The following is a 22,348-nucleotide window of genomic DNA, read 5'->3' on the forward strand; positions in this document are numbered from 1 at the left end:
CCGTGCGCCCCGTGGCGCTCATCACCGGACCCACCTCGGGCCTGGGGGGCGGTTTTGCTCGCAAGTACGCCTCGCAGGGATACGACGTGGTGCTCGTCGCCCGTGATGAGCAGCGGCTGGGGGCGCTGGCCGACGAACTCGCCTGCCGATTCGGTGTGCATGCCGAGGTGCTGCCCGCCGACCTGGCCGATGCCGCCGATCGGGCAAGGGTCGCCAAGCGCCTCGCGACCGGCGTGTCGGTGTTGGTCAACAACGCCGGATTCGCGACTGCCGGCGAGTTCTGGGTAGCGGCACCCGAACTGCTGCACGCGCAGCTGGATGTGAATGTCACTGCCGTCATGGAGCTGACTCGTGCGGCCCTGCCCTCGATGATCGAAGCGGGCGCCGGCACCGTCATCAATGTGGCGAGCGTGGCCGGTCTGGTGTCCGGGCGTGGCTCGACGTACTCGGCGTCGAAGGCCTGGGTGGTCTCGTTCACCGAAGGATTGGCAAACGGGTTGTTGGGCACCGGGGTTGGCATGCACGTGTTGTGCCCCGGGTTCATCCACACCGAGTTTCACGAGCGGGCCGGAATCGAGATGGGCACCATCCCGGAATTCATGTGGCTCCAGGTTGACGACGTGGTCAACGCGTGCCTGCATGACATCGCCGCCGGCAAGGTGCTCAGCGTTCCCGGCGTGCAATACAAGGCGATCACTTCAGTAACGCGGGTAATACCAAGAGGTTTGGTGCGGAAATTCAACAGCGTGGTAGGACGGGGTCGTGGCAGAACTTGATTTAGGACCGGATCTCAACGCCGCCGAGCGTGACGAGTTGGCGGCCTTGGTCCGCGATATCGCGGTGGTGCACGGCAAGGTGACCTTGTCATCGGGCAAGGAGGCCGACTATTACGTCGACCTGCGTCGTGCCACACTGCACCACCGTGCCGGGGCCCTGATCGGGCGGCTGGTGCGCGAGCTGACCAGCGACTGGGACTACGCCGGAGTCGGCGGCCTGACTCTGGGTGCCGATCCGGTCGCGACGGCCGTCATGCACGCCGGCGGACGGCCCATCGATGCTTTTGTGGTGCGTAAGTCGGTGAAAGCCCATGGCATGCAACGGCTTATCGAAGGATTCGACGTGGCGGGGCAGAAGGTTCTGGTGGTCGAGGACACCAGCACCACCGGCGGTTCCGCGCTCACGGCAGTGCAAGCGGTCCGTGAGGCCGGAGGCACGGTGATCGGGGTGGCGACCGTCGTCGACCGTGACACCGGTGCCGCCGAGGCCATTCGCGCCGAAGGTGTTCCCTATCGGTATGTGCTGGGACTGACGGATCTCGGCCTGGCCGGATCGTGACCTTCCGGAGGGCCCTGGTTGCTCTGTTGGCCGGGGTCCTGGTCTTGACGGGCTGCTCGAAAGACCCTGAGAAACAACTGGTCTACGGCGCACAGGCCGCCAAGGTCGGCGAGACACAGAGTGTGCTGGGCTGGAACCTCGGTGTCGCCAATCTGCGATTCCAGAACGGGTACGTGCTGGTCGACATCACGGGGGCGGCCGCCAAGCCGGAAGAGAAGCCCACTGCCGCCGCGGATCTGCGTTTCGGGCTGTACGGGTCGCTGGCACATCCGCTGGAAGTGCCGGCATTGAACGGGTGCGGTGGGCTGGCCGATTTGTCGATACATCCCCTGAGCGCACCGACTCCAGATCAGCTGACCGGCACGGTGTGCCTGGGACCCATGCAAAACCAGAGCGCGGTGCGCGGCGTGTACGTGTACTCGGCCAAGGACCGTATTGCCGGAACCACCGTGGCCTATCCGGTGGCGTACCCGATGGGTCTGCTACCGACCCCGCAGAACGACTCGGGCTTGGTGATCATCACCAAGAGCATGGAGGCCTGGCGGGCCAACGGTCAGCAGATCAGCCAGGTGAATCTGGGTGATCCAAATGCCTTCACCGGCAACGGATACTCGCTACTGGGACTGAACATTTCGGGGGTCGCGGCGCGCTATCGCGACGAATCGGCGGCGCGCGGCGGACCGCTCATGGTCACGGTGACACCGACGCTGCCCGGGCCCGGCCTACCGCGTAGCTGTGCCGTCTACGGCGCCTCGGTGCTGGTGCTGCCGGACGCTGCCCTCGATGCCGTGCAGCTGCAACCCTCGCTGTGTCTGCAGGGGGAGATCAATGCGGCGGTGCTCGCGGGCACTCTGTCGGTGATCGGTACGCACGCCGCGGTGTGGACGAACTCGTGAGTGTGGACTCGGAAGATCCCAAGGACGGACCCACGGAGCCGTCTTTGTGGGGCGCCACCGGCAACGGAGTGGGGCCCTGGGCGCTGGATCGTGGTCTGCCACTACCGGAAGATCCGCGCTACGACCCGGAACTCTTGCGTGACGGTGATGCCCGCAATGTGGTTGACGCCTATCGCTATTGGCGGCGAGACGCGATCGTCGCCGATATCGACAGCAGACGTCACCGGTTACACATCGCCATCGAGAACTTTGAAAATGACGCCAATATCGGGACGGTGGTGCGCACCGCCAATGCGTTCGCGGTGCACACCGTGCATATCGTGGGCCGGCGCCGCTGGAACCGGCGTGGCGCCATGGTGACCGACCGCTATCAGCACCTGATGCACCATGACAGCACCGATGAGCTTCTCGAGTACGCCAAGCAGGCCGGTCTGACCGTGGTGGCCGTCGACAATGTGCCCGGTTCGATACCGCTGGAGATGGCACAGTTGCCCGCAGACTGTTTGATGGTGTTCGGGCAGGAGGGACCGGGCGTCACCGATACATCGAAAGGTGGTGCGGTGATGACGGTTTCGATCGCTCAGTTCGGTTCGACGCGCAGCATCAATGCCGGGGTCGCCGCCGGGATCGCCATGCACGCCTGGATCCGCCAGCATGCCGACCTGAACAGGGCGTGGTGAGCCCCGCCTAGTATCGGGTGCATGGATGTGCTGTGGGCAAACCGGGCCAGTAGCGCCGAAGCCGCGATTACCGCACGGCATCTCTCGTCGCTGTGGCATCTGCCGGGGATGCAACTCGGCATCGTCACGTGGCCGCCGGCGCCGGGTGCCACCTGGTTCAAGAACTGGCACTACTGGTGGCAGGCGCACCTGCAGGACTGCCTGATCGATGCGCAACTGCGTGACCCGCGCCCGGACCGGCTCAAGCACATCGCGGATATGCAACGCGCACATCGCTTTCGCAATGTCTTCATGTGGACCAACCAGTACTACGACGACATGGCGTGGTTGGCGCTGGCCATGCAGCGCGCCTCCGAGCTGCTGGGCCTGGAGCGTCCCCGTGCGCTGAATCGCCTACGGCAGCAGTTCCTCGACGCGTGGATGCCGCAGTACGGGGGTGGCATCCCGTGGCGCAAGCAGGACAGGTTCTTCAACACTCCCGCCAACGGGCCCGCGGCAATCGTCTTGGCGCGCACCGGAAGAGTCTGGCGGGCCGAGGTGATGTCCGACTGGATCGACAACACTCTCGTTGACCCGGATTCGCATCTGGTGATCGATGGCATCCAAGAGGACGGCACCCTCGAACGGGCCACCTATACCTACTGTCAGGGTGTGGTTTTGGGGCTGGAGACGGAGTTGGCGGTGCGGACCGCCGAGTCGCGGCATGCCCAGCGCGTGCATCGGCTGGTCCACGCGGTCAGGGATCAGATGACCGAAGACGGGGTCATCAGGGGCAGCGGCGGCGGAGACGGCGGGCTGTTCAACGGCATTCTGGCCCGCTATCTGGCGCTGGTGGTCACCACCCTCCCGGAGAACTCGGCGCAGGACGCCGATGCGCGCACCACGGCCCGGGACATCTTGCTGGCCTCGGCGGAGGCCGCATGGGCCAATCGGCTGACGGTCGAGGATCTTCCGTTGTTCGGCGCGGACTGGACGCGAACGGCCGATCTGCCGACCGCACAGTCGGCGGCATCGCAGTTCGTGGCCGGTGCGGTCAATCCGTCGAAGGTTCCCGAGCGGGATTTGTCGGTGCAGCTGTCCGGTTGGATGCTGCTCGAAGCCGCACACGTGGTCGCCTGACGTGGCGCAGGAGGATTTCAGCTTCTGTCATCCGCTGCGGGTGCGCTGGGCCGAGGTGGACATGCAGGGCGTGGTCTTCAACGCTCACTACCTGGCGTATTTCGATGTCGCGCTCACCGAGTACTGGGCAGCGCTGACCGGCGCGCGCAATGCCGGTGGCGATGGGGTCTTCGAGCACATGTACGTGGTGAAATCGGTCATCGACTATCACGCGTCGGCTCGCTTCGACGATACCGTCGATATCGGGGTACGCATTGCCCGGATGGGCCGGGCCAGCATGACCTGCCACTTCGAGATCCACCGTGGCGGTGAACATCTCATCACCGGTGAGACGGTCTACGTGCACGCCATCGACGGCAAGTCCGCATCGTTCCCGGATGCCTTCCGGGCCAAGGTGACCGAGTTCGAGAAGACCCAGCCCACCTCGCTGTGAACCCGGCCGCACGCCCAGATCTGCGTTTTGCACGGAAAGTGCGGGTAGACCTCTACATTTCGTCGATGTCGACGAAAGCTCAGGCCTCGGTCGGCGTCTCGGAGCCCGCTGCGCCCTTGGCCGCCTTGCGGCGGCGCATCCACTCGAAGAACATCGGGGCCACCGAGGCCAACACGATCACGATGAAGATCGGTTCGAGCAGCTTCTGAATGACTTGGAACTGGCCCAGCCAGTAGCCCAACAGGGTCAGGCCGACGCCCCAGACGACGGCGCCCAGGATGTTGTACAGCGCGAAGATCGGGTAACTCATCCGGGCAGCGCCGGCGGTGATCGGGGCCAGGGTGCGCACGATCGGTACGAATCGTGCGATCACGATGGCGAAGGGGCCCTTCTTCTCGAAGAAGGCATGTGCCTCGTCGAGGTAGCGCTGTTTGAGGAAGCGTGCGTCGGGTTTGAACATGGAGGTGCCGATGCCGCGCCCGATCCAGTAGCCGACTTGCCCGCCCAGGATGGCCGCGATGGGAATGAAGACCAGCAGCTTCCAGAGCTGGAAGTTGGCTTGCTGGATGCTCTCGTCTGCGACTCCGGCGGCCAGTTTGGCGGCGAAAAGACCCGCGACGAACAGCAGCGAGTCGCCGGGCAGCACCGGGAACAGCACACCCGATTCCACGAAGATCACCACCAGCAACCCGAGCAATGCCAGCGTCCCGAACTGCGCCAGCAGCTTGGTGGGGTCCAGGAAGCTGGGCATGAGGGCCAGGGTGGTCGTCGACGAAGCCAGGATCACGGCGCCAACAGTACCGGCGCTAAATGATGGAAACGTCCCTGGCTTATGGTGAGGGGCGATTTCTCAGAGCCCAGAACCGACTGCTCAGAACCGACATGGAGGTCACCGAAGTGCCCATCGCGACGCCCGAGGTCTACACCGAGATGCTGAATCGGGCCAAGGAGCATTCCTTCGCCTTCCCTGCCATCAACTGCACGTCTTCGGAATCCATCAACGCCGCCATCAAGGGATTCGCGGACGCCGGCAGTGACGGCATCATCCAGTTCTCCACCGGAGGAGCCGAGTTCGGCTCGGGCCTGGGTGTCAAAGACATGGTGACCGGTGCGGTCGCACTCGCCGAGTTCGCGCACGTCGTCGCCGCCAAGTACGACATCACCGTCGCGCTGCACACCGACCACTGCCCCAAGGACAAGCTGGACACCTATGTCCGTCCACTGCTGGCCATCTCCCAGGAGCGTGTCAACGCCGGCCGGGCTCCGCTGTTCCAGTCGCACATGTGGGACGGGTCCGCGGTGCCGATCGACGAGAACCTGACCATCGCGCAGGAGCTGTTGGCCGCCGCCGTCAAGGCCCACATCATTCTCGAGGTGGAGATCGGCGTCGTCGGTGGTGAAGAGGACGGTGTCGAGGCCGAGATCAACGAGAAGCTCTACACAACCCCCGAGGACTTCGAGAAGACCGTTGATGCGCTCGGCGTCGGCGAAAAGGGCCACTACCTGCTGGCGGCCACCTTCGGCAACGTGCACGGTGTGTACAAGCCCGGCAACGTCAAGCTCAAGCCGGAAGTGCTCGCCGAGGGACAGAAGGTGGCCTCGGCCAAGCTGGGTCTGCCGGAGGGCTCCAAGCCGTTCGACTTCGTCTTCCACGGCGGCTCGGGCTCGCTGAAGTCGGAGATCGAGGACTCGCTGCGCTACGGCGTGGTGAAGATGAACGTCGACACCGACACCCAGTACGCGTTCACCCGCCCGATCGCCGCGCACATGTTCACCAACTACGACGGTGTGCTCAAGATCGACGGCGAGGTGGGCGATAAGAAGACCTACGACCCGCGCAGCTACCTGAAGAAGGCCGAGGCCAACATGACGGCGCGTGTCGTCGAGGCGTGCAATGACCTGAAGTCGGCAGGCCGGTCGGTTTCCGCCGGACTGGCGTAAGCCGCAGCCCCGAGTGTGAGCGTCAGCGCTCGCACTCGGGGAAATGCTGTTAGTCGGACTGGCAGATTTTCCACTGGTTGTCGCGGAACTGCAGATCGAAGCTGCGCGATGACCGAGTCTGCGGCGCGAAAGCCATGAACGACGTGACGTTGGCTTCGGCATGTTCGCCGTTGACGACGACCTCATCGATGCTGGCAACCACCGGGTACTGCTTGGCGGCCGCCACCTTCTGATACGTCTGCGACCAATCGGCGTCCGGGTAGCGCACGTAACCGTCGCGGGTCTCGCCACAGGTGATGGTGCGCAGGGCAGCCAGGTTGCCGGTCTGGATGGCGTTGTCGTAGTTCTGAATGCTGTTGCGTACCAACTCTTCTTGCGACGCCTTCGGCGTGCTGGTACGTGAGATGACGACTGCGGCAAGCACGATCACCGCGGCCAATGCGGCGACGACGAGTACCAGCGCGATAACCCAGCCCCAGCTGCGCTTCTCCGCCTTGCGTGGCGCGATGGTCTCGGGAGTTGCGACCTTGGGACGGGCCTGGGTCGCCAGCGGCTGGATGAGTTCGGTCTTGGGATCGTCGCCGACTGGCGCGATCATCTCGGTCTTGTTGGCATCGAATCCCGGCGCCGTGTAACGCGGAACCTCGGGTTTAGCCGGAGCCATCACCACGGTCTGGGCGTCATCGAGCGGGGGGACCGGACCGGTATCTGTGTTGTCCGCGGTGTCCGAAACATCCGATGCGTCCGGGGTGCTCGCGGCACCTTCCGGCTGTTCGGCGGAGTCCGCAAGCTCGTCGCGCTGTGCGTCGGGCTTGGCCTCGGAATTTCCACCGGTGGGGTTCGCCATGCGTTTCGTTCCTTATCCGTGCTTACCGCTCTTTCGCGCAGGCGCGATCGACCGCGCCCACCCTATCGTGATCGCGGGAGACGGTTCGCGTCACAATGGGATCTATGAGTCTTTCGGATGAGTTCTCCCTGGTGTCCAATGCGTGATCTGCTGGGTCCCGAGCCGGTGCTGCTGCCCGGCGACGAGGACGCCGAATCGGCGCTGCTCAACGGTCAGGATCCGGCCGCGGTCGCGGCGGCCTACCCCGCGGCGTCGATCGCCTGGGCCGAACTGGCTGAGAACGCGCTGGATGACGACGGGTCGGTCGCCAGCATCGTGACGGCGTACGCGTTCGCGCGGACCGGGTATCACCGCGGCCTGGACCAGTTGCGGCGAAACGGTTGGAAGGGTTTTGGTCCGGTCCCGTATTCGCATGAGCCCAATCGTGGCTTCCTGCGCGCGGTGGCGGCCTTGGCGCGTGCCGCCAAACTGATCGGTGAGGACCATGAGTACGCGCGGTGCTGCGATCTGCTCGACGATTGCGATCCCGCGGCGCGTCCCGCGTTGCTTTCTGCCTAACGCAACTCGACTTGCGTGATTTCCTCGCCTAGCCTTCGGCCATGACCGAGAGCTCGGCGGCGCATGGCTCGGTGCGTCCGGGGGGCCGCACCGAGCGCACCCGCCAACAGGTGCATGACGCGGTGCGGTCCCTTTTCGCCGAGGGGCGAGACACGGTCAGTGTCCGCGAGGTGTCGGAGCGCTCGGGTATCCACGAAGTGACGATCTACCGGCGGTGGGGAACCGTCGAATCGGTGATTCTCGATGTCGCGGTCACCCAGCTGAACGAAGAATCACCGTTCCCCAACACCGGGAATCTGCGCGACGATCTGTTGACGTGGGCCGCGGCGGTGTCGGCTCAGGTCAAATCCAAGGAAGGCTTCGCCTTCTACCGTGCGTTGGCGATGGCCCGCTCGGCGCTGTTCGGCAATGAGGAATCCGCGGCGGCGGGCAACGCGGCCGCCTACCTGAAGACGCGGACCGATCAGATCCAGGCGGCGATCGATGGCAGTGTCGCACGCGGTGAGAATCCGCCCACTGTGGAGCAGATCTTCGATGCGGTGCTGGCCCCGATCTACCTCCGGGCCGTCTTCGGGTACGTCCCGCCCGACCAGGACCTGGAACAACTCGTGGACCGGGTTCTCGTCGGGTCAATCTGATCGCTCGCGCGGGCTGATGGCCCGCGCTGTCTGAATTTTCCCTCCTCTCGGGGCAGCCCGGGGCACCTTATGCAAGAAAACTTGCATTAATGGTGGTTCGGTCTCATACTTCTTAATGCAGGAAAACTAACGTTAATCTCGCCGGCGAAACCCTCGTGGTGGATGGTGTTGTTCTGCAAGGGCTTCCGGTGGCGTAAGGAGTGAGGACCTCATGGGCAACACCGCGCAACCACTTCGGGACAAGGTCGCCGTCGTGACCGGCGCCAGTTCGGGCATCGGTGCTCAGATAGCCCGTGAACTGGCAGGGGCAGGAGCGAATGTCTTTCTCGTCGGGCGTGACGAGATCCGTTTGACCGCAGTGACATCGGATATCGAGTCGGCGGACGGCGGGGCGGCATACATGAGCATCGACGTCACCGATGCGGACGCGCCGGGCGCCATCGTCTCCGGCGCCGTCGGCCGCTTTGGCGGGATGGACATTCTGGTGCATGCCGCCGGTGTCTTCCTGCCGACGCCATTCCTGGAGACGACCGATCTCGACCTCGACACGCAATGGAATATCAACGTGCGCGCGCCCTTTCGACTCACCCGCGCCGCTGCCCCGCACCTGGGGGCGGGTAGTTCGGTCATCTTCGTGTCGTCGATCTGCGGCCACGTCGGCTTTCCCAACTCTGCGGCGTACTGCGCGACCAAGGGTGCGGTCGAACTGCTGGTGAAGTCCCTTACCGCCGAATTTGGGCCGTTGGGGATTCGTGTCAACGCCGTCGCGCCGGGCAACGTCCGCACCAGCATCAACGCAGATCTCCTCGCCGACAAGGATTACGAGCAGCAGATGCTCGATTCGACGCCGGCCGGGCGGGTGGGTGAAGTCGAGGATATCGCGCCGGCGGTTGTGTTCCTGGCGTCACCGGCCGCGTCCTATATCCACGGCGCAAGCCTCTTGATCGATGGCGGCTGGGTGGCTTCCTAGCGCGGAACTCGCCGCCCGGCCGTCGAACACGAAGGGAAACACCATGGTTGAGCAGTACGCACCGCGCAGTGAACTGCGCGACGGTATGCGTATCGAATGGGATGTGCGCATCACGATGGACGACGGGATAACGCTGGCCGCGGACATCTTCCGCCCCGATGATGATGCGGCGCACCCGGTTCTACTGGCGGCCAGCCCCTACGGCAAGGGGCTGCCGTTCCAGGTCGGCTATGCCGACAACTTCAACGCCATGATGCGTGCGCATCCGGAAATCGGCGCCCAATCGAGCAACAAATACCAGGTGTGGGAATACCCCGACCCGGAACGCTGGGTGCCCCAGGGCTACGTCTGTGTGCGCATCGACACCCGCGGTGCGGGAGGCAGCGAGGGGGCCATCGATCTCTTCTCGCCGCGGGAGATCCAGGATCTTTATGCCTGCATCGAATGGGCCGGGGTGCAGCCGTGGAGCAACGGCAAGGTCGGCATGCTGGGCATCTCGTACCTGGCCACCAACCAGTGGCTGGTCGCAGCGCTGGCACCCCCGCATCTGGCGGCCATCTGCCCGTGGGAGGGCGCCAACGACTTCTACCGCGAGTACGCCAAACACGGTGGCATCACCAGTGAGTTCATGCCCAGTTGGATGCCGTGCCAGATCCGCAGTGTGCAGCATGGGCGCGCCGACGCCCAGATCAACCCCAACAACGGTCGCCGTGTCTCGGGACTGCCGGTTCGCAGTCAGGCCGAGTTGGACGCCAATGCTATTGCTATCGGCGAGGTGCTGCTCACCAATCAGTACCTCGACGACTACTACCGGGACCGCACCGCGAACCTGGAGAACATCACCGTGCCGGTGCTCTCCTGCGCGAATTGGGGTGGCATGGGCCTACATTCACGCGGCAACTTCGAAGGGTTCTCACGTAGCGCCTCCGGACAGAAGTGGCTCGAGGTGCACGGCCTGGAACATTGGACCGAGTTCTATACCGATTACGGCGTTGACCTGCAGCGGCGATTCTTTGACCACTTCCTCAAGGGTGCGGCCAATGGGTGGGACGAGGAACCGCCGGTCCACCTCAAGGTGCGCACACCCGAGACGTTCATCCAACGCACCGAAAACGAATGGCCGCTGGATCGCACTCAGTGGACTCGCTTCTATCTCGACTGTGCCGACGGGCAGCTATCGGTCACCACGCCCGAAGGCGAGCAGTCGATCACGTTCGAGGCCCGTTCGAAGGGCGTCATGTTCACCACGCCGGTCTTGGAGCACGACATCGAGGTCACCGGTCCGGCGGCACTGAAGGTCTTTGTCGCCTCGAGCACGACGGATGCCGACCTGTTCGTCACCGTGCATCTGTTCGATCCCCTTGGCGCCGAGGTCTTGTGGCCTACTGCTTTCGAACCTCACGGCCCGGTGGCCCAGGGGTGGCTGCGGATGTCGCACCGCGCGAAGGACGATCAGCGCTCGCTGCCGTACCGGCCATGGCACACGCACATCGCGAGTGATCCACTCACGCCGGGCGTTGTGTACGAAGCCGACGTCGAGATCTGGCCGATGTCGGTGGTGGCACCGGCCGGCTACCGCATCGGACTTTCCGTGCGCGGTCAGGACTACACGCACGAACTACCCGGGCCACCCGAGAAGGCCTACGGGCGAGAATTACTCGGAAGTGGTGCGTACTGGCACGAATTGCCCGGTGAACGCGACCTGCCCGAGTTTTCCGGACGCACTACCCTCAGCGGCGGCGCGGGTGGGCGGCCTTACGTGCTGCTGCCCGTTGTCCCAACCTGATGCCGCGGGGCGGCTAGAGCAGCTTGCTCCAGAATCGGAACAGCCAGCCGCCTATTTGGGCCAGGCCCGGGTCGACTCCGAATGAGGCGACGACCCAGTACACCGCGCCAAAGAATGCACGGTTGATCGGCGGCGACATCAGCAGCATGAACAGGATGAGGAAGCCGAACGTCTTGGCGTTGCCGAGCATGCGTTGCGTGTTGGGGCTCAGGTGAGGTTCGAGCGCACCGTAGCCGTCCAGGCCCGGCACGGGCAGCAGGTTGAGCACCACCGCAGTCACCTGAAGAAAACCGAGATAGGCCATGGCCGCCCAGAACACGATGTGCTCGCGATCGGCGAAAAGTGCTGTGGTTCCGAGAATTAACACCGCAAGTGTCGCGTTGGCGCTGGGGCCGGCCAGGCTCACCATGGTGCGCTGCCGGTTGCTCATGCCGGCGGTGTGCACGTACACCGCACCACCGGGAAGCCCGATGCCGCCGAGGGCGATGAACACCAGCGGCAGCACGATGGACAGCACCGGATCGGTGTATTGCAACGGGTTCAGCGTCAGGTAGCCGCGCGCCTGGGTGTCTCCGAAACGCCAAGCGGTATAGGCATGCCCGAACTCGTGAAGGCACAGCGACACGATCCACCCGGTGAACACGAAGACGAACACCCCGCCGCGAGCCAATGGCTCGGTGGAGTTACCGCCCAGCCATGCCAGCACCGCCCCGGCGATGGTGAGTGCTACGAGCGCCAGGAAGACCGGGCTGGGGCGGACCGCTTGCTTGACGTTCACGGCAAGAAGCTACCGGACGAGCCACCAGCTGTGCTGGTGGCGATAGAACGTGGATCGGGGGACCGGGCGGGGGCCCGCGACGCCGTCCCTGACGACGATGGCTCCCACCGTGCCCAGCTGAGCCGCGCGTCCGGTCACCCAGCGGCGGGGAAGGGGCCATGTCCTGCCCCGTATAGAGGCCCGTAGGCCGGGCATCGACTCGGTGGGCTCGACGTCGACCAGTGCGGTCCCGTCGAACAGCAGGGTGTCATCGACGGTCGCCTCGCCGGTGACCTCGTCGCCGTCGCTGCTCTGCCATGTGGCGCGCCCGGCAAGGGCGGTGCCGGTGTCGTCCCGGATGAGCGGTACCCGGTGCGCCTGACCCTTACGTGCACGACGTGCCGCTCCGGGCCCGATCCGGTAGATCCGTCGCGCGTGTGACCGCCGGTCCGGCACGAATCCCACCTCGACGTCCAGTCTGTCGGCGCGCATCAAGCGGGTCAGCACCTGGCCGAGATCACCGTCTGCGCCGACCACGATGAGCCGCGTCGGAGTGTCCGGGAGCCCGTCGACGAGCGTGCGCACCGCGCCGGATTCCTCGACCCGGTCCACAGGCAGATCGCGCAAAATACGGGGCAGTCGGCGCCCACCGAACAGCAAAACCCGTGCCGACGCCGTTTCGGTGACGCTCGGGGGGCTCATCAAGGACCTCTTTCGTCGGTGCCGAATACGTACAAAGCCCGTGGCCTGCGATACAGTGGCTCACCGGCTGAACAACATTTTGCACGCGCAGCGTCGCGCCGCCTTCGCCCAGCCGGAAGGACAGTGTGGGCTGCCAACAGGGAAGCGCAGAGAACGCACATGCCGGCAATAGTCCTGATCGGCGCCCAGTGGGGCGACGAAGGCAAAGGCAAGGCAACCGACCTGCTCGGTGGCTCGGTTCAATGGGTAGTCCGCTACCAGGGCGGTAACAACGCCGGACATACCGTCGTCTTACCCAATGGGGATAATTTCGCCCTGCACCTCATCCCGTCGGGAATCCTCACTCCGGGGGTGACCAACGTCATCGGCAACGGGGTCGTTGTCGATCCCGGCGTGCTGCTCACCGAACTCGCGGGCCTGGAGGAGCGGGGGATTGATACCTCGGGTCTGATCCTGTCCGCGGATGCGCATCTCTTGATGCCGTACCACGTCGCGATCGACAAGGTGACCGAAAGGTATTTGGGATCCAAGAAGATTGGCACCACCGGTCGCGGTATCGGTCCCTGCTATCAGGACAAGGTGGCGCGCATCGGGATCCGGGTCGCAGACGTTCTCGACGAGGAGTCTCTGCGCCAGAAGGTCCATGCCGCACTGGAATTCAAGAATCAGGTGTTGGTCAAGATCTACAACCGCAAGGCGCTGGACCCGGATCAGGTGGTTGACGGGGTGCTGGAGCAGGCCGAGGGATTCAAACACCGCATCGCCGATGCTCGCCTGCAGCTCAACCAGGCACTGGAACGCGGTGAGACGGTACTGCTGGAGGGATCGCAGGGCACGCTGCTCGACGTCGATCACGGCACGTATCCGTTTGTGACGTCCTCGAACCCGACCGCCGGCGGCGCTTCCGTGGGGTCCGGCATCGGTCCCACCCGGATCACCACCGTGCTGGGAATTCTGAAGGCGTACACCACGCGGGTGGGTTCGGGTCCGTTCCCCACCGAATTGTTCGACGAGCACGGCGCCTACTTGGCCAAGACCGGCGGCGAGGTGGGCGTCACCACTGGCCGCGCCCGACGTTGCGGCTGGTTCGACGCCGTCATCGCCCGGTACGCCACCCGGGTCAACGGCATCACCGACTACTTCCTGACCAAATTGGACGTGCTGTCCAGCCTGCAGACCGTGCCGATCTGCGTCGGGTACGAGGTGGACGGCAAGCGCACCAACGAAATGCCGATGACCCAGAGTGAGATCTACCGCGCCACACCGGTTTACGAAGAGCTTCCGGGTTGGTGGGAGGACATCTCCGGTGCTCGCGAGTTCGGCGATCTGCCCGCCAAGGCGCAGGATTACGTGCTGCGCCTGGAGGAACTCGCGGGTGCGCCGATGTCGTGCATCGGCGTCGGGCCGGGCCGGGATCAGACGATCGTGCGGCGGGACCTACTCTCGAGGTCATGACCGCCGACGGGGACAGACTCGCCGCACTGCATGAAGAGATGAATCGGGCGATCCGTGAAATCCGTGGCGGGGGTTTCCCGCAGTACTCGCCGTCCTCGGTGGGCCCGGGGTTCGGGCGCTTCCTGACCGCCATGCGGCGGCTGCAGGACCTCGCGGTGTCCGCCGATATGGAAGATCCTCGCTGGGATGAGGCGGCCGACATCTCGGAGAAGCTCGTCGAGCTGATGGATCCCTTCGAGGCGCCCGAGGGTGTCGGCCCTGCCAACCGGGTCGCCGACGAGCCCGCCAACGGGCATCTGCTGCTGCCGCCCTGGTTCATCGATGAGGCCGGTCCGGACGGCATCGAGGCCCATGGCGACTTCCCGCGGTTCTATCTGGGCGGTAACGGCGCCGTGCACGGTGGCATCCTGCCGCTGCTGTTCGACCATCTCTTCGGCATGACGGTGATCATGGCGGGCCGCACCATCAGCCGCACCGCCTTCCTGCACGTGAACTATCGGCAGGTGGTCCCGGTGGGGGTGCCGCTGACCGCGCGCAGCCGTATCGACGAGGTGGATCGCCGCAAGGCCTTCGTGTCGGCGGAGCTCTACGACGCGCAGAACACGGTGCTGGCCGACGCCAACGGCCTGATGGTGCAGCTGCTGCCCGGTCAGCCCTAGCGACCGCCTGCCGATGACGACGGTCCACCCATCATGCGACCGCGATGGGCACGATCGCCAGCAGCCCGGGCACCACGAGCGCCAGACTTCCCGCGAGGGCCAGCAGCCTGCGGAACAGATTGTCCTGCTCGTTGACCGCGCTATTGCCGATGATCAGGGTGCCTGCCACATGAATCGGATTCATCACCATCAACGCCGCCGGCACGCAGACCGCGCATACCACCCAGAACATCTGGGCCGGCTCGGTGAAGGTGGAGAACACGACAGGCATCATCAGCCCGAGAACTCCGAGCGTCGAGCTTTCGATATTGCACAGCAGGGCAGTCAAATACGCGAGTACGAGGATGAGAACCGGGCCCGTCCCGAGGCGATGCAAGACGCTCGCGATCGAATCGATGGTGCCGATCTTCTGCATCAGCCCGAGATAGGTGAGCAGACCGCACAGCAGCAGGATGCTGGGCCAGGGGATCCGGGCCAGCAGTGACCGCTCTTGGGGGCGGAAGGCAATCTGCAGCAACGCGGCCAGGGCGATAGCGGTCACCCCGACATCGGTTTTGACGATGACCACGAGCAGCACGAACGTCAGCAGCGCCAGGCCCGAGCACCAGGCGTATCGAAGCGAGGGCCGTTCGGCCGCATCGGTTTCCGCGGTAGCGGCCGGTGCCGGGGTGAGGTCGAAACCTCGGCCGCGGCGGCGCCGAAACGCGTCGAGCAGTTGCAGGCACAGCACGACAAGGGCCGCGACCACCATGGAGACAGCCCAGAGGGCCCATCCTGGATAGCTGACGTGAAACTTCGATGCGGCGGCGCGGACGACGGCACCGGTCGGGTTCAGCGGGGAGAGGCCGGCGCTGTTGGCCCCGATCACCACGCCCAGCTCGCACAGGTAGAAGCTGCTGCGGTACCGCACCGCGACGTGCGCCACCAGGGGCACGAGGAATGCGATGACGGCCGTCGAGAACGCGCCCACCGTGGACAGCATGGCGCCGACAAGAAAGCCTGCCCACGGCAGCATCGCGTGACGATCGCCCACGGCCCCGTACACCAGCTCGACGAACCAGCCGAGGGTGCCGCTTCGCTCGAGGTGCGCGAACAGCAGCGAGACACCGACGATCAGCGCGAAGATATCGCCCGGGAACGTCGTGTACATCGCCTTCGCGTCCAGCCCCGAGAGTGCCAGGACGGGCAGCGCGGCGCCAAGGGCCAGCACACCGATGTTCATCCGGCGCCAGATCGCGGCCACCAACACGACAACCAGCATGATGATCGAAAGGGCTTGGGCGGCAGACACTTAGGTGACCTTCCGGAACGTACGGGCACAGCCCTGCGGTCGGCAACGGGACTTGGCTGCGATGTGCCACGGTACCCGCTACATCTGGCGGGGTCCGGGAACCGCGGCGGGACCGGTTTTCGCCGGCCCTAGCGGTCGGCCTGATTCATGGTGGCCTCTTCCAGGTCGAGGCCCCGCAGCACGGTGCGTAGCACCTCGTCGTCGATGTTGCCGGCATCGCGCTCGGCGATGAACACCTCACGCTCCTTTTCGAGCATTTCCAGTCGCAGGTTCCGGAACGCCGCCATCGGGCTCTCCCCGGCGTCCTCGTCGCTGCGTCCCAGGCGCTCCCATGCCGCGTTGCGACGACGGGTGTTCCAGTGCCGCAGTATTTCCGCGGCGCGGCTGCGCACATTGGTGTCCTCGATGCCGTCGTTGTCGTCGAGGAGTTCTTCGAGACGGTCGGCGGCCGCGCGGGCTGCCTTGTCCTGAGCGGCGGCCTCGGCCAGGGCATCCTTGCGTTCGTCGTCGCTCTGCACGCCGAGCACACGGATCACCCATGGCAACGTAAGGCCGTGCAGCAGCAGGGTTCCCACCACAACCACAAAGGTGAGGAACACGATGTGCGGATGGCCGGGCAGCGGTTCGCCGGTGATGGTGGTGAGCGGAACCGCGAAGGCCATCGCCAGGGACACCACGCCGCGCATCCCGGCCCAGGCCACCACGAAAACTCCACGAGCCGAGGGACGTTGGCCGGGCGGTCGCATATAGGCGAACGCGAAGACGAAGACGATGCGGACCACGATGACCGTGGCCAGCACTGCGATCGAGGACAGCAGGATGGTCTGGAACGACAAACCTCGCAGACCCTGGACGACCTTGGGCAGCTGCAACCCGATGAGCAGGAACGCGAAGGATTCGAGCAGCAGCTGCACGGCCTTCCACACCGCGTCGTCCTGTAGCCGGGTGGCGTATCCGGCATGCACCGATCGGTGCCCCAACATCAGGCCCGCGACCACCACCGCGATCACGCCGGAACCGTGGATCTCCTCGGCCAGCAGGTAGGCGAAGAACGGCACCACCAGACCGATCGCGCTCTCGGACAGCGGGTCGTCGAGCTTGCACCGGATGATGTTGACCAACTTGCCGATGATGAACCCGACGAGCACCCCGCCGATGGCGGCGAGCGCGAAAATCTTGAGTCCGTCGGCCACGGTGGCGCCGAGCCCGATCGCGGCGGCGATCGCCACCCGATATGCGGTGAGTGCGGTGGCGTCGTTGAGCAGGCTCTCGCCGCCCAGCAGCGTCATGATGTTGCGTGGTAGTCCCAGGCGGCGGCCGATGGCGGTGGCCGATACCGCGTCCGGTGGGGCCACGATGGCGCCGAGCACCATCGCGCCGGCCAGTGGCAATTCGGGTACGGCATAGAACGCCACAAAGCCCACCGCGACCGTGGTGACCAGTGGCAGCAGTACGGCGAGGCTACTGACCGCCCGCATGTTCTTACGCAGATTCACGTACGAGCTTTCCAGCGCCGTCGTGTAGAGCAGCGGCGGCAGGATCACGAACAGCACGAGGTCCGGATCCATCTCGATGGGCGGCAAGCCTGGGATGGCGGCGGCCGCCAGACCCGCAACGACCAGCACCAACGGGGTGGGAAGGCCGAATCGCCGGGAAATCGCGGCCAGGACCAGGGCTGCCGTGAGTACCGCCAACAGGGAAACGTTCACCTTCGTATTCTGTGCGGAGAGTGGTTCGGGCACCCAAGTGGGCACGTGGGAGGACAGATATGAAGCGGCTGTTTCGGCGCGGCTCGTCCGCGTCCGCGGCGATTCAGGGACAAGGCCCCTGCCCGGAGCTGGCCGCCGCCACCGGGCAAGACCCGCGGCCCCGGACCCCCGGTGAGTGCGAGGATTGCGCGGCGTTGGGCGAGCAGGTGTGGGCACATTTGCGGATGTGTCTGCAGTGCGGTCGGGTGAGCTGCTGCGATTCCAGCCCCCACCAGCACGCCACCGCGCATTTTCATGCCACCGGACACCCGGTGATGCGTTCACACGAGCCGGGTGAGGACTGGCGCTGGTGCTACGTCCACAGCACTCTGGGTTGAGGATGTGTGGCAATCTGGCACGCTAGGCACGGTCCGATAGGGCTGCAGACCGACCGGAAGGCGTGAATGGCATCGTGGTGACGCAGGAGGGTTCGCCCCCCAGCGAGCGCGGGACGACGGGGTCGACAGACATCGTCAAGCCCGTGCCCGCCGAGGCGGCGCCGGTGACCGAAGACGCCGTTCGAGCCACCAACGGCGCGAAATCCGGCTCCAGGGTCGTCAAGACCGCGAAACCAGTCACGAACACCGTCGAGGCCGATGCGCCGGCGCAGGACGTCACACCGACCACCTCCGAGAACGCTGCGGAGGACAGAGATGAGGACGCCCCGGCACCGGTACTCGAGTATGTGCCCGTCGACCTGCCGAAACCGATTGCCGGAAATCGCACCACCGTGATGCTGCTCGGCTCGGGTGAGCTGGCCAAGGAACTGGCCATCTCTTTCCAGCGGCTGGGAGCCGAAGTGGTGGTGGTGGACACCGGGACCGGCGGACCTGCCCAAGGCGTGGCGGATCGCGCGGTCCTGGCGCCGATCGGCGAGTCGGAGCGCCTGTATGAGCTGATCGACAAGGAGCGGCCCCGGTTCGTCGTGCCCTTGGTCGAGGCAGCGTCGCGCGAGGCGCTGGACAAACTGGCCGAGGGCAAGGTCACGCAGGTGATCCCGACGGCCAAGGCCGTGCGTCTTGCCGGTGACCGCGAGGGGATGCGGCGGATGGCGGCCGAGGAGCTCGGCTTGCCCACACCCACCTACTGGTTCGCGAATTCGGTCGAAGAGCTGCAGAAGGTCCTGGAGACATCTGGCTTCCCGGCGGTGGTGCGCCCGGTATCGGCGGCATACGGGCAGGGCCAGTCCGTGGTGTTGCGTGACAGCGACGCCCCGCCGGCATGGGATCAGGCCATCGCGGCGAACCTCGGCGGTAGCCAGCGGGTGATGGTGGAAACCGCGGTGGAGATCGACTACGAGATCACGCTGCTCACGGTGCGGACTGCCGGAGTCGGCGGTGCCACCAGGCTGTACTTCTGTGAGCCCATCGCGCACCGGCAGAGCGGTACCGATGCGATGCAGATGTGGCAGCCTCAGCCGTTGAGTCAGGCGGCCCTGGAACTGGCGCGCTCGATCGCGGCCCGTGCGGTCAATGCCCTTGGTGGGCATGGCGTTTACGGTGTCGAACTCTTTGTTCGCGGTGACGAGGTCTACTTCTGCGATGTGAGTGCGCGCCCGTACGACTCCGGGCTGGTGACCGTGCGGTCGCAGCGGCTGTCGGAATACGACATGCACGCACGCGCGGTGCTGGGTGTACCCATCGACACCATCTTGGTGTCGCCGGCGGCCGCCGAGGTGGTCTACGGCGACAGCCACGGTCCGTCGCCGCGGCAGCTCGACGAGGCGCTGCGGATACCCGAGAGCGATCTTCGGCTGTTCGGGCATTCAGAAGCTCACCGGCGCCGCCGTATCGGAGTGGCACTGGCGACCGCGCCCAATACCGCGTTGGCGTTGAGCCGTGCGCAGCAGGTCGCCAGGCATCTGCGGTGACATCGCAGGATCAGACGCCGGATGTCGACGGCCCCGAAGATCGAGGGAGCATCGCTCCCTTCATCGCCGGCGCGGCGGTCTTTGGAATCGTGGTGATCGGTATCGCGGCATCGACGATCTTCCGGTCGGGTGACGGCCTGACCGACGAGGGCAGAGTGGGCCAGGCGGTCAACGCACAGAATGACGCCTTGCAGCGTCACGCCTATGCGGATTACCTGAAGGTGACGTGCCGCGCCCTCGCCGCACCGGAACAGAATGTGATTGCCGCGCAGGATAAATCCGAGGCGGCACACGGGAATCGCTACATAGACGACGTTCAGAACGTGGTCGTCAAGTCCGACTCGGCCAGCGCCTCGGTGACCTATCACTACATGAAAGCCGAGAACAACAAGCTCACCGCGGACGTCTCCTTCGTCAAGGAAGACGGCTCGTGGAGGGTATGCAGTCAGTACCAATAGACTGGCTCTTCGTGGGCTACGCAGGAGATATCACCCCCGAGGCGGCGTGGGCGCTGCTGAAGGAAAACCCGGAAGCTGTACTGGTCGATGTGCGCACGTCGGCCGAGTGGAAGTGGGTCGGCGTTCCCGATCTCACCGAGCTCGGGCGCGATGTCGTGTACATCGAGTGGGTGCGATCAAACGGTGAACGCAATGGCGACTTCCTCGAGGAACTGGCGGCCGCGGGCGTGACCGGGCCTTCCCAAGGGGATGATCGCCCGGTGATCTTCCTGTGCCGGTCCGGAAACCGCTCGATCGGCTCGGCGGAGTTGGCCACCGAGGCGGGAATCGCACCGTCCTACAACGTGCTTGACGGGTTCGAGGGCAACCTCGACGAGAACGGGCACCGGGGCGGCGTCGGTTGGCGCGCCATCGGTCTGCCGTGGCGGCAGTCATGAATCTGACCCCTGACGGCATCCCGTCGGTACGGATTCCGAAGGAGCTTCCCGAGGGCGTGAGTCAGGCGACCATCGGGGTACGCGGTGGCCTGCTGCGTTCCGAGTTCGAAGAGACCGCCGAGGCGATGTACCTGACCTCCGGATACGTCTACGAGAGCGCGGCCGCCGCGGAGCGGGCGTTCACCGGTGAGGTCGACCGGTACGTGTACTCGCGATACGGAAACCCCACGATCTCGATGTTCGAGGAGCGATTGCGGCTAATCGAGGGTGCCGAGGCCGCGTTTGCGACGGCAACGGGCATGTCGGCGGTCTTCACCGCACTGGGTGCGCTGTTGGGCGCCGGTGACCGGCTGGTGGCCGCGCGCAGCCTGTTCGGTTCCTGTTTCGTGGTGTGCAACGAGATCCTGCCCCGCTGGGGTGTGGAGACCGTGTTCGTCGACGGCGAAGACCTTTCCCAGTGGGAGGAGGCGCTGTCGGTTCCCACGCAGGCCGTCTTCTTTGAAACCCCTTCCAACCCAATGCAATCACTCGTGGATATCGAGGCGGTATGCAAGCTGGCCCATGCCGCTGGCGCAAAGGTGGTGCTGGACAACGTCTTCGCGACCCCGCTGTTGCAACAGGGCATTCCGCTGGGCGCCGATGTGGTGGTCTACTCCGGCACCAAGCACATCGACGGGCAGGGGCGTGTACTCGGCGGCGCCATCCTGGGTGAGACCGAATACATCGAGGGTCCCGTCAAGACGCTGATGCGGCACACCGGGCCTGCGCTGAGCCCCTTCAATGCCTGGACTCTTGTGAAAGGCCTTGAAACGCTCGACCTTCGGGTGCGGCACGCCAACGAATCGGCCTTCAAGATCGCGCAGTTCTTGGAGCAGCATCCGGCGGTGCGCTGGGTGCGGTATCCATTTTTGGAGACGCACCCGCAGTACGAGCTGGCCAAGCGGCAGATGCGTGGCGGTGGCACCGTGGTCACCTTCGAGCTCGACGCCGACGGCGACGCGGGCAAGCAGCGCGCCTTCCAGGTGCTCGACGGGACCTCGCTCATCGACATCTCGAATAACCTGGGTGACTCCAAGTCGCTCATCACGCACCCCGCCACCACGACCCATCGCGCGATGGGGCCGGAGGGCCGGGCGGCGATCGGGCTGTCCGACGGCGTGGTGCGTCTGTCGGTCGGGCTGGAGTCCACCGAGGACCTCATCGCGGACCTGGATCGGGCGCTGAGCTAATTCGGGCTAGCTTTAGTTAGCAGGGGCTAGCACTAAGGGCAAAGCCTTTGTAGTATCCCCGTCATGACGCAACGAAGCGTTCATGTCGCGGTGTTGGTGTTTGCCGCCATAGGAATCTCGCTGTCCATGGCCGCTTGCTCCATGTCGGATTTCGTGGGCGGCGCCGTAGAGCGCACCACATATCCGCCGATCACGCCCATTCCGCCGCCCCCTCCGGGTGCCAGCGTTCTGCCGGCGGATTTTCCGCGCGATATCCCGGTCGTCAAGGGAACCTATCGCCAGGACGGCGAAGGCGATTCTCGGACCCTGGCGGTCAGCGGTGTCGACGCATCGGCCACGGCCGCAGCGGGCAAGCTGCTGACCGACGCCGGATTCGAACATCAAACCGTGATGGGCCAGGACGCCTATCTCAACAACAAGTACACCGTGCTGGTGGTCGGCGACGACCTCGGTGGAGCCTTCACCCTGCGCTACACCGTGATGCCGATGACCGGTGTGCCGGGCATGCCTAGTGTCACCTTCCCGCCGTTGATCTGAGG

General features: G+C 65.2%; 25 protein-coding genes. 19 read left to right on the forward strand and 6 right to left on the reverse strand.

Annotation, left to right across the window (positions count from 1 at the left end; translation table 11 throughout):
- Window positions 1-2 precede the first annotated feature (2 nt).
- The 6 genes from BKG76_RS14030 to BKG76_RS14055 are packed head-to-tail and all read left to right on the forward strand — an operon-like array spanning window position 3 to window position 4,463.
- On the forward strand, window positions 3-776 hold the full coding sequence (locus BKG76_RS14030; RefSeq protein ID WP_070939227.1) for an SDR family NAD(P)-dependent oxidoreductase: 774 nt from the start codon (window positions 3-5) through the stop codon (window positions 774-776).
- Window positions 763-1,335 (forward strand): orotate phosphoribosyltransferase, encoded by a 573-nt coding sequence (pyrE, locus tag BKG76_RS14035; RefSeq protein WP_070938168.1) that lies wholly within the window; start codon window positions 763-765, stop codon window positions 1,333-1,335. Before BKG76_RS14030 ends, pyrE begins: the two co-directional genes overlap by 14 nt.
- A complete protein-coding gene (locus BKG76_RS14040) occupies window positions 1,332-2,231 on the forward strand; it encodes a hypothetical protein (RefSeq protein WP_070938169.1) in 900 nt (299 codons plus the stop codon). Before pyrE ends, BKG76_RS14040 begins: the two co-directional genes overlap by 4 nt.
- A gap of 2 nt (window positions 2,232-2,233) precedes the next feature.
- Window positions 2,234-2,911 carry a TrmH family RNA methyltransferase gene (locus BKG76_RS14045; RefSeq protein ID WP_109420855.1) on the forward strand — a complete coding sequence of 226 codons (678 nt, stop codon included), beginning with the start codon at window positions 2,234-2,236 and terminating at the stop codon, window positions 2,909-2,911.
- A 21-nt stretch (window positions 2,912-2,932) separates the two neighbouring features.
- Complete coding sequence (locus BKG76_RS14050) at window positions 2,933-4,030, forward strand: glycoside hydrolase family 76 protein (protein WP_070938171.1); 1,098 nt, start codon at window positions 2,933-2,935, stop codon at window positions 4,028-4,030.
- 1 nt (window position 4,031) lies between these two features.
- Window positions 4,032-4,463, forward strand: a complete 432-nt coding sequence (locus BKG76_RS14055) for an acyl-CoA thioesterase (RefSeq protein WP_070938172.1) — start codon at window positions 4,032-4,034, stop codon at window positions 4,461-4,463.
- 79 nt (window positions 4,464-4,542) lie between these two features.
- Here BKG76_RS14055 and BKG76_RS14060 read toward each other — a convergent pair whose 3' ends face one another.
- The gene (locus BKG76_RS14060) at window positions 4,543-5,250 is read right to left on the reverse strand and encodes a VTT domain-containing protein (RefSeq protein ID WP_109420739.1); all 708 of its coding nucleotides are present in this window, start codon (window positions 5,248-5,250) and stop codon (window positions 4,543-4,545) included.
- 110 nt (window positions 5,251-5,360) lie between these two features.
- On the opposite strand from BKG76_RS14060, the gene fbaA reads away from it, so the two are divergent.
- The gene (gene fbaA / locus BKG76_RS14065) at window positions 5,361-6,404 is read left to right on the forward strand and encodes a class II fructose-bisphosphate aldolase (RefSeq protein ID WP_070939229.1); all 1,044 of its coding nucleotides are present in this window, start codon (window positions 5,361-5,363) and stop codon (window positions 6,402-6,404) included.
- Between the two features lie 49 nt (window positions 6,405-6,453).
- Here fbaA and BKG76_RS14070 read toward each other — a convergent pair whose 3' ends face one another.
- The gene (locus BKG76_RS14070) at window positions 6,454-7,251 is read right to left on the reverse strand and encodes an Rv0361 family membrane protein (protein WP_070938173.1); all 798 of its coding nucleotides are present in this window, start codon (window positions 7,249-7,251) and stop codon (window positions 6,454-6,456) included.
- A 138-nt stretch (window positions 7,252-7,389) separates the two neighbouring features.
- Here BKG76_RS14070 and BKG76_RS14075 point away from each other — a divergent pair, with 138 nt between their 5' ends.
- The 4 genes from BKG76_RS14075 (at window position 7,390) to BKG76_RS14090 (ending at window position 11,203) form a co-directional block, all read left to right on the forward strand.
- Window positions 7,390-7,809 carry a DUF3151 domain-containing protein gene (locus tag BKG76_RS14075; RefSeq protein ID WP_070938174.1) on the forward strand — a complete coding sequence of 140 codons (420 nt, stop codon included), beginning with the start codon at window positions 7,390-7,392 and terminating at the stop codon, window positions 7,807-7,809.
- Between the two features lie 41 nt (window positions 7,810-7,850).
- Window positions 7,851-8,447, forward strand: coding sequence for a TetR-like C-terminal domain-containing protein (locus tag BKG76_RS14080; RefSeq protein WP_070938175.1), 597 nt, complete (start codon window positions 7,851-7,853; stop codon window positions 8,445-8,447).
- Between the two features lie 211 nt (window positions 8,448-8,658).
- A complete protein-coding gene (locus BKG76_RS14085) occupies window positions 8,659-9,417 on the forward strand; it encodes an SDR family NAD(P)-dependent oxidoreductase (protein WP_070938176.1) in 759 nt (252 codons plus the stop codon).
- Window positions 9,418-9,460: 43 nt separating this feature from the next.
- A complete protein-coding gene (locus BKG76_RS14090; RefSeq protein WP_070939230.1) occupies window positions 9,461-11,203 on the forward strand; it encodes a CocE/NonD family hydrolase in 1,743 nt (580 codons plus the stop codon).
- Between the two features lie 13 nt (window positions 11,204-11,216).
- Here the strand turns inward: BKG76_RS14090 and BKG76_RS14095 are convergent, their stop codons facing one another.
- Both BKG76_RS14095 and BKG76_RS14100 read right to left on the reverse strand, forming a co-directional pair.
- On the reverse strand, window positions 11,217-11,981 hold the full coding sequence (locus BKG76_RS14095; protein WP_070938177.1) for a site-2 protease family protein: 765 nt from the start codon (window positions 11,979-11,981) through the stop codon (window positions 11,217-11,219).
- A gap of 9 nt (window positions 11,982-11,990) precedes the next feature.
- Entirely contained in the window at window positions 11,991-12,662 is a 672-nt protein-coding gene (locus BKG76_RS14100) for a peptidase M50 (RefSeq protein ID WP_070938178.1), read from the reverse strand.
- A gap of 159 nt (window positions 12,663-12,821) precedes the next feature.
- Here BKG76_RS14100 and BKG76_RS14105 point away from each other — a divergent pair, with 159 nt between their 5' ends.
- Together BKG76_RS14105 and BKG76_RS14110 are read left to right on the forward strand one after the other, a co-directional pair.
- Complete coding sequence (locus BKG76_RS14105; RefSeq protein WP_070938179.1) at window positions 12,822-14,117, forward strand: adenylosuccinate synthase; 1,296 nt, start codon at window positions 12,822-12,824, stop codon at window positions 14,115-14,117.
- On the forward strand, window positions 14,114-14,776 hold the full coding sequence (locus BKG76_RS14110) for a PaaI family thioesterase (protein ID WP_070938180.1): 663 nt from the start codon (window positions 14,114-14,116) through the stop codon (window positions 14,774-14,776). The genes BKG76_RS14105 and BKG76_RS14110 overlap by 4 nt, the downstream gene beginning before the upstream one ends.
- A 31-nt stretch (window positions 14,777-14,807) precedes the next feature.
- On the opposite strand, the gene BKG76_RS14115 is transcribed toward BKG76_RS14110, so the two are convergent.
- Window positions 14,808-16,067 carry an SLC13 family permease gene (locus BKG76_RS14115; protein ID WP_070938181.1) on the reverse strand — a complete coding sequence of 420 codons (1,260 nt, stop codon included), beginning with the start codon at window positions 16,065-16,067 and terminating at the stop codon, window positions 14,808-14,810.
- 128 nt (window positions 16,068-16,195) lie between these two features.
- Window positions 16,196-17,776: a Na+/H+ antiporter gene (locus BKG76_RS14120; RefSeq protein WP_070939231.1), complete on the reverse strand. Its 1,581-nt coding sequence runs from the start codon at window positions 17,774-17,776 to the stop codon at window positions 16,196-16,198.
- A gap of 59 nt (window positions 17,777-17,835) precedes the next feature.
- On the opposite strand from BKG76_RS14120, the gene BKG76_RS24470 reads away from it, so the two are divergent.
- The 6 genes from BKG76_RS24470 (at window position 17,836) to BKG76_RS14145 (ending at window position 22,346) form a co-directional block, all read left to right on the forward strand.
- The gene (locus BKG76_RS24470) at window positions 17,836-18,153 is read left to right on the forward strand and encodes a UBP-type zinc finger domain-containing protein (protein WP_083338040.1); all 318 of its coding nucleotides are present in this window, start codon (window positions 17,836-17,838) and stop codon (window positions 18,151-18,153) included.
- Window positions 18,154-18,215: 62 nt separating this feature from the next.
- On the forward strand, window positions 18,216-19,685 hold the full coding sequence (gene purT / locus BKG76_RS14125) for a formate-dependent phosphoribosylglycinamide formyltransferase (RefSeq protein ID WP_070938182.1): 1,470 nt from the start codon (window positions 18,216-18,218) through the stop codon (window positions 19,683-19,685).
- Window positions 19,682-20,143 carry an Rv0361 family membrane protein gene (locus BKG76_RS14130; protein ID WP_070938183.1) on the forward strand — a complete coding sequence of 154 codons (462 nt, stop codon included), beginning with the start codon at window positions 19,682-19,684 and terminating at the stop codon, window positions 20,141-20,143. Before purT ends, BKG76_RS14130 begins: the two co-directional genes overlap by 4 nt.
- An 11-nt stretch (window positions 20,144-20,154) precedes the next feature.
- The gene (locus tag BKG76_RS14135) at window positions 20,155-20,580 is read left to right on the forward strand and encodes a rhodanese-like domain-containing protein (protein ID WP_070938184.1); all 426 of its coding nucleotides are present in this window, start codon (window positions 20,155-20,157) and stop codon (window positions 20,578-20,580) included.
- A complete protein-coding gene (locus BKG76_RS14140; protein WP_070938185.1) occupies window positions 20,577-21,809 on the forward strand; it encodes an O-succinylhomoserine sulfhydrylase in 1,233 nt (410 codons plus the stop codon). The genes BKG76_RS14135 and BKG76_RS14140 overlap by 4 nt, the downstream gene beginning before the upstream one ends.
- A 63-nt stretch (window positions 21,810-21,872) precedes the next feature.
- Window positions 21,873-22,346: a hypothetical protein gene (locus tag BKG76_RS14145; protein ID WP_070938186.1), complete on the forward strand. Its 474-nt coding sequence runs from the start codon at window positions 21,873-21,875 to the stop codon at window positions 22,344-22,346.
- Window positions 22,347-22,348 lie beyond the last annotated feature (2 nt).

The sequence above is a fragment of the Mycobacteroides franklinii genome, from assembly GCF_001853795.1.
GTDB classification, from domain to species: Bacteria; Actinomycetota; Actinomycetes; order Mycobacteriales; family Mycobacteriaceae; genus Mycobacterium; species Mycobacterium franklinii.

What these genes read in the sequence shown, in the direction of transcription:
- BKG76_RS14050 (WP_070938171.1), top strand. Translation starts at nt 2,933, where the DNA reads ATGGATGTGCTGTGGGCAAACCGGGCCAGTAGCGCCGAAGCCGCGATT.
- BKG76_RS14070 (WP_070938173.1), bottom strand. Translation starts at nt 7,251, where the DNA reads ATGGCGAACCCCACCGGTGGAAATTCCGAGGCCAAGCCCGACGCACAG.
- BKG76_RS14075 (WP_070938174.1), top strand. Translation starts at nt 7,390, where the DNA reads ATGCGTGATCTGCTGGGTCCCGAGCCGGTGCTGCTGCCCGGCGACGAG.
- BKG76_RS14080 (WP_070938175.1), top strand. Translation starts at nt 7,851, where the DNA reads ATGACCGAGAGCTCGGCGGCGCATGGCTCGGTGCGTCCGGGGGGCCGC.
- BKG76_RS14085 (WP_070938176.1), top strand. Translation starts at nt 8,659, where the DNA reads ATGGGCAACACCGCGCAACCACTTCGGGACAAGGTCGCCGTCGTGACC.
- BKG76_RS14090 (WP_070939230.1), top strand. Translation starts at nt 9,461, where the DNA reads ATGGTTGAGCAGTACGCACCGCGCAGTGAACTGCGCGACGGTATGCGT.
- BKG76_RS14100 (WP_070938178.1), bottom strand. Translation starts at nt 12,662, where the DNA reads ATGAGCCCCCCGAGCGTCACCGAAACGGCGTCGGCACGGGTTTTGCTG.
- BKG76_RS14105 (WP_070938179.1), top strand. Translation starts at nt 12,822, where the DNA reads ATGCCGGCAATAGTCCTGATCGGCGCCCAGTGGGGCGACGAAGGCAAA.
- BKG76_RS14110 (WP_070938180.1), top strand. Translation starts at nt 14,114, where the DNA reads ATGACCGCCGACGGGGACAGACTCGCCGCACTGCATGAAGAGATGAAT.
- BKG76_RS24470 (WP_083338040.1), top strand. Translation starts at nt 17,836, where the DNA reads ATGAAGCGGCTGTTTCGGCGCGGCTCGTCCGCGTCCGCGGCGATTCAG.
- BKG76_RS14140 (WP_070938185.1), top strand. Translation starts at nt 20,577, where the DNA reads ATGAATCTGACCCCTGACGGCATCCCGTCGGTACGGATTCCGAAGGAG.
- BKG76_RS14145 (WP_070938186.1), top strand. Translation starts at nt 21,873, where the DNA reads ATGACGCAACGAAGCGTTCATGTCGCGGTGTTGGTGTTTGCCGCCATA.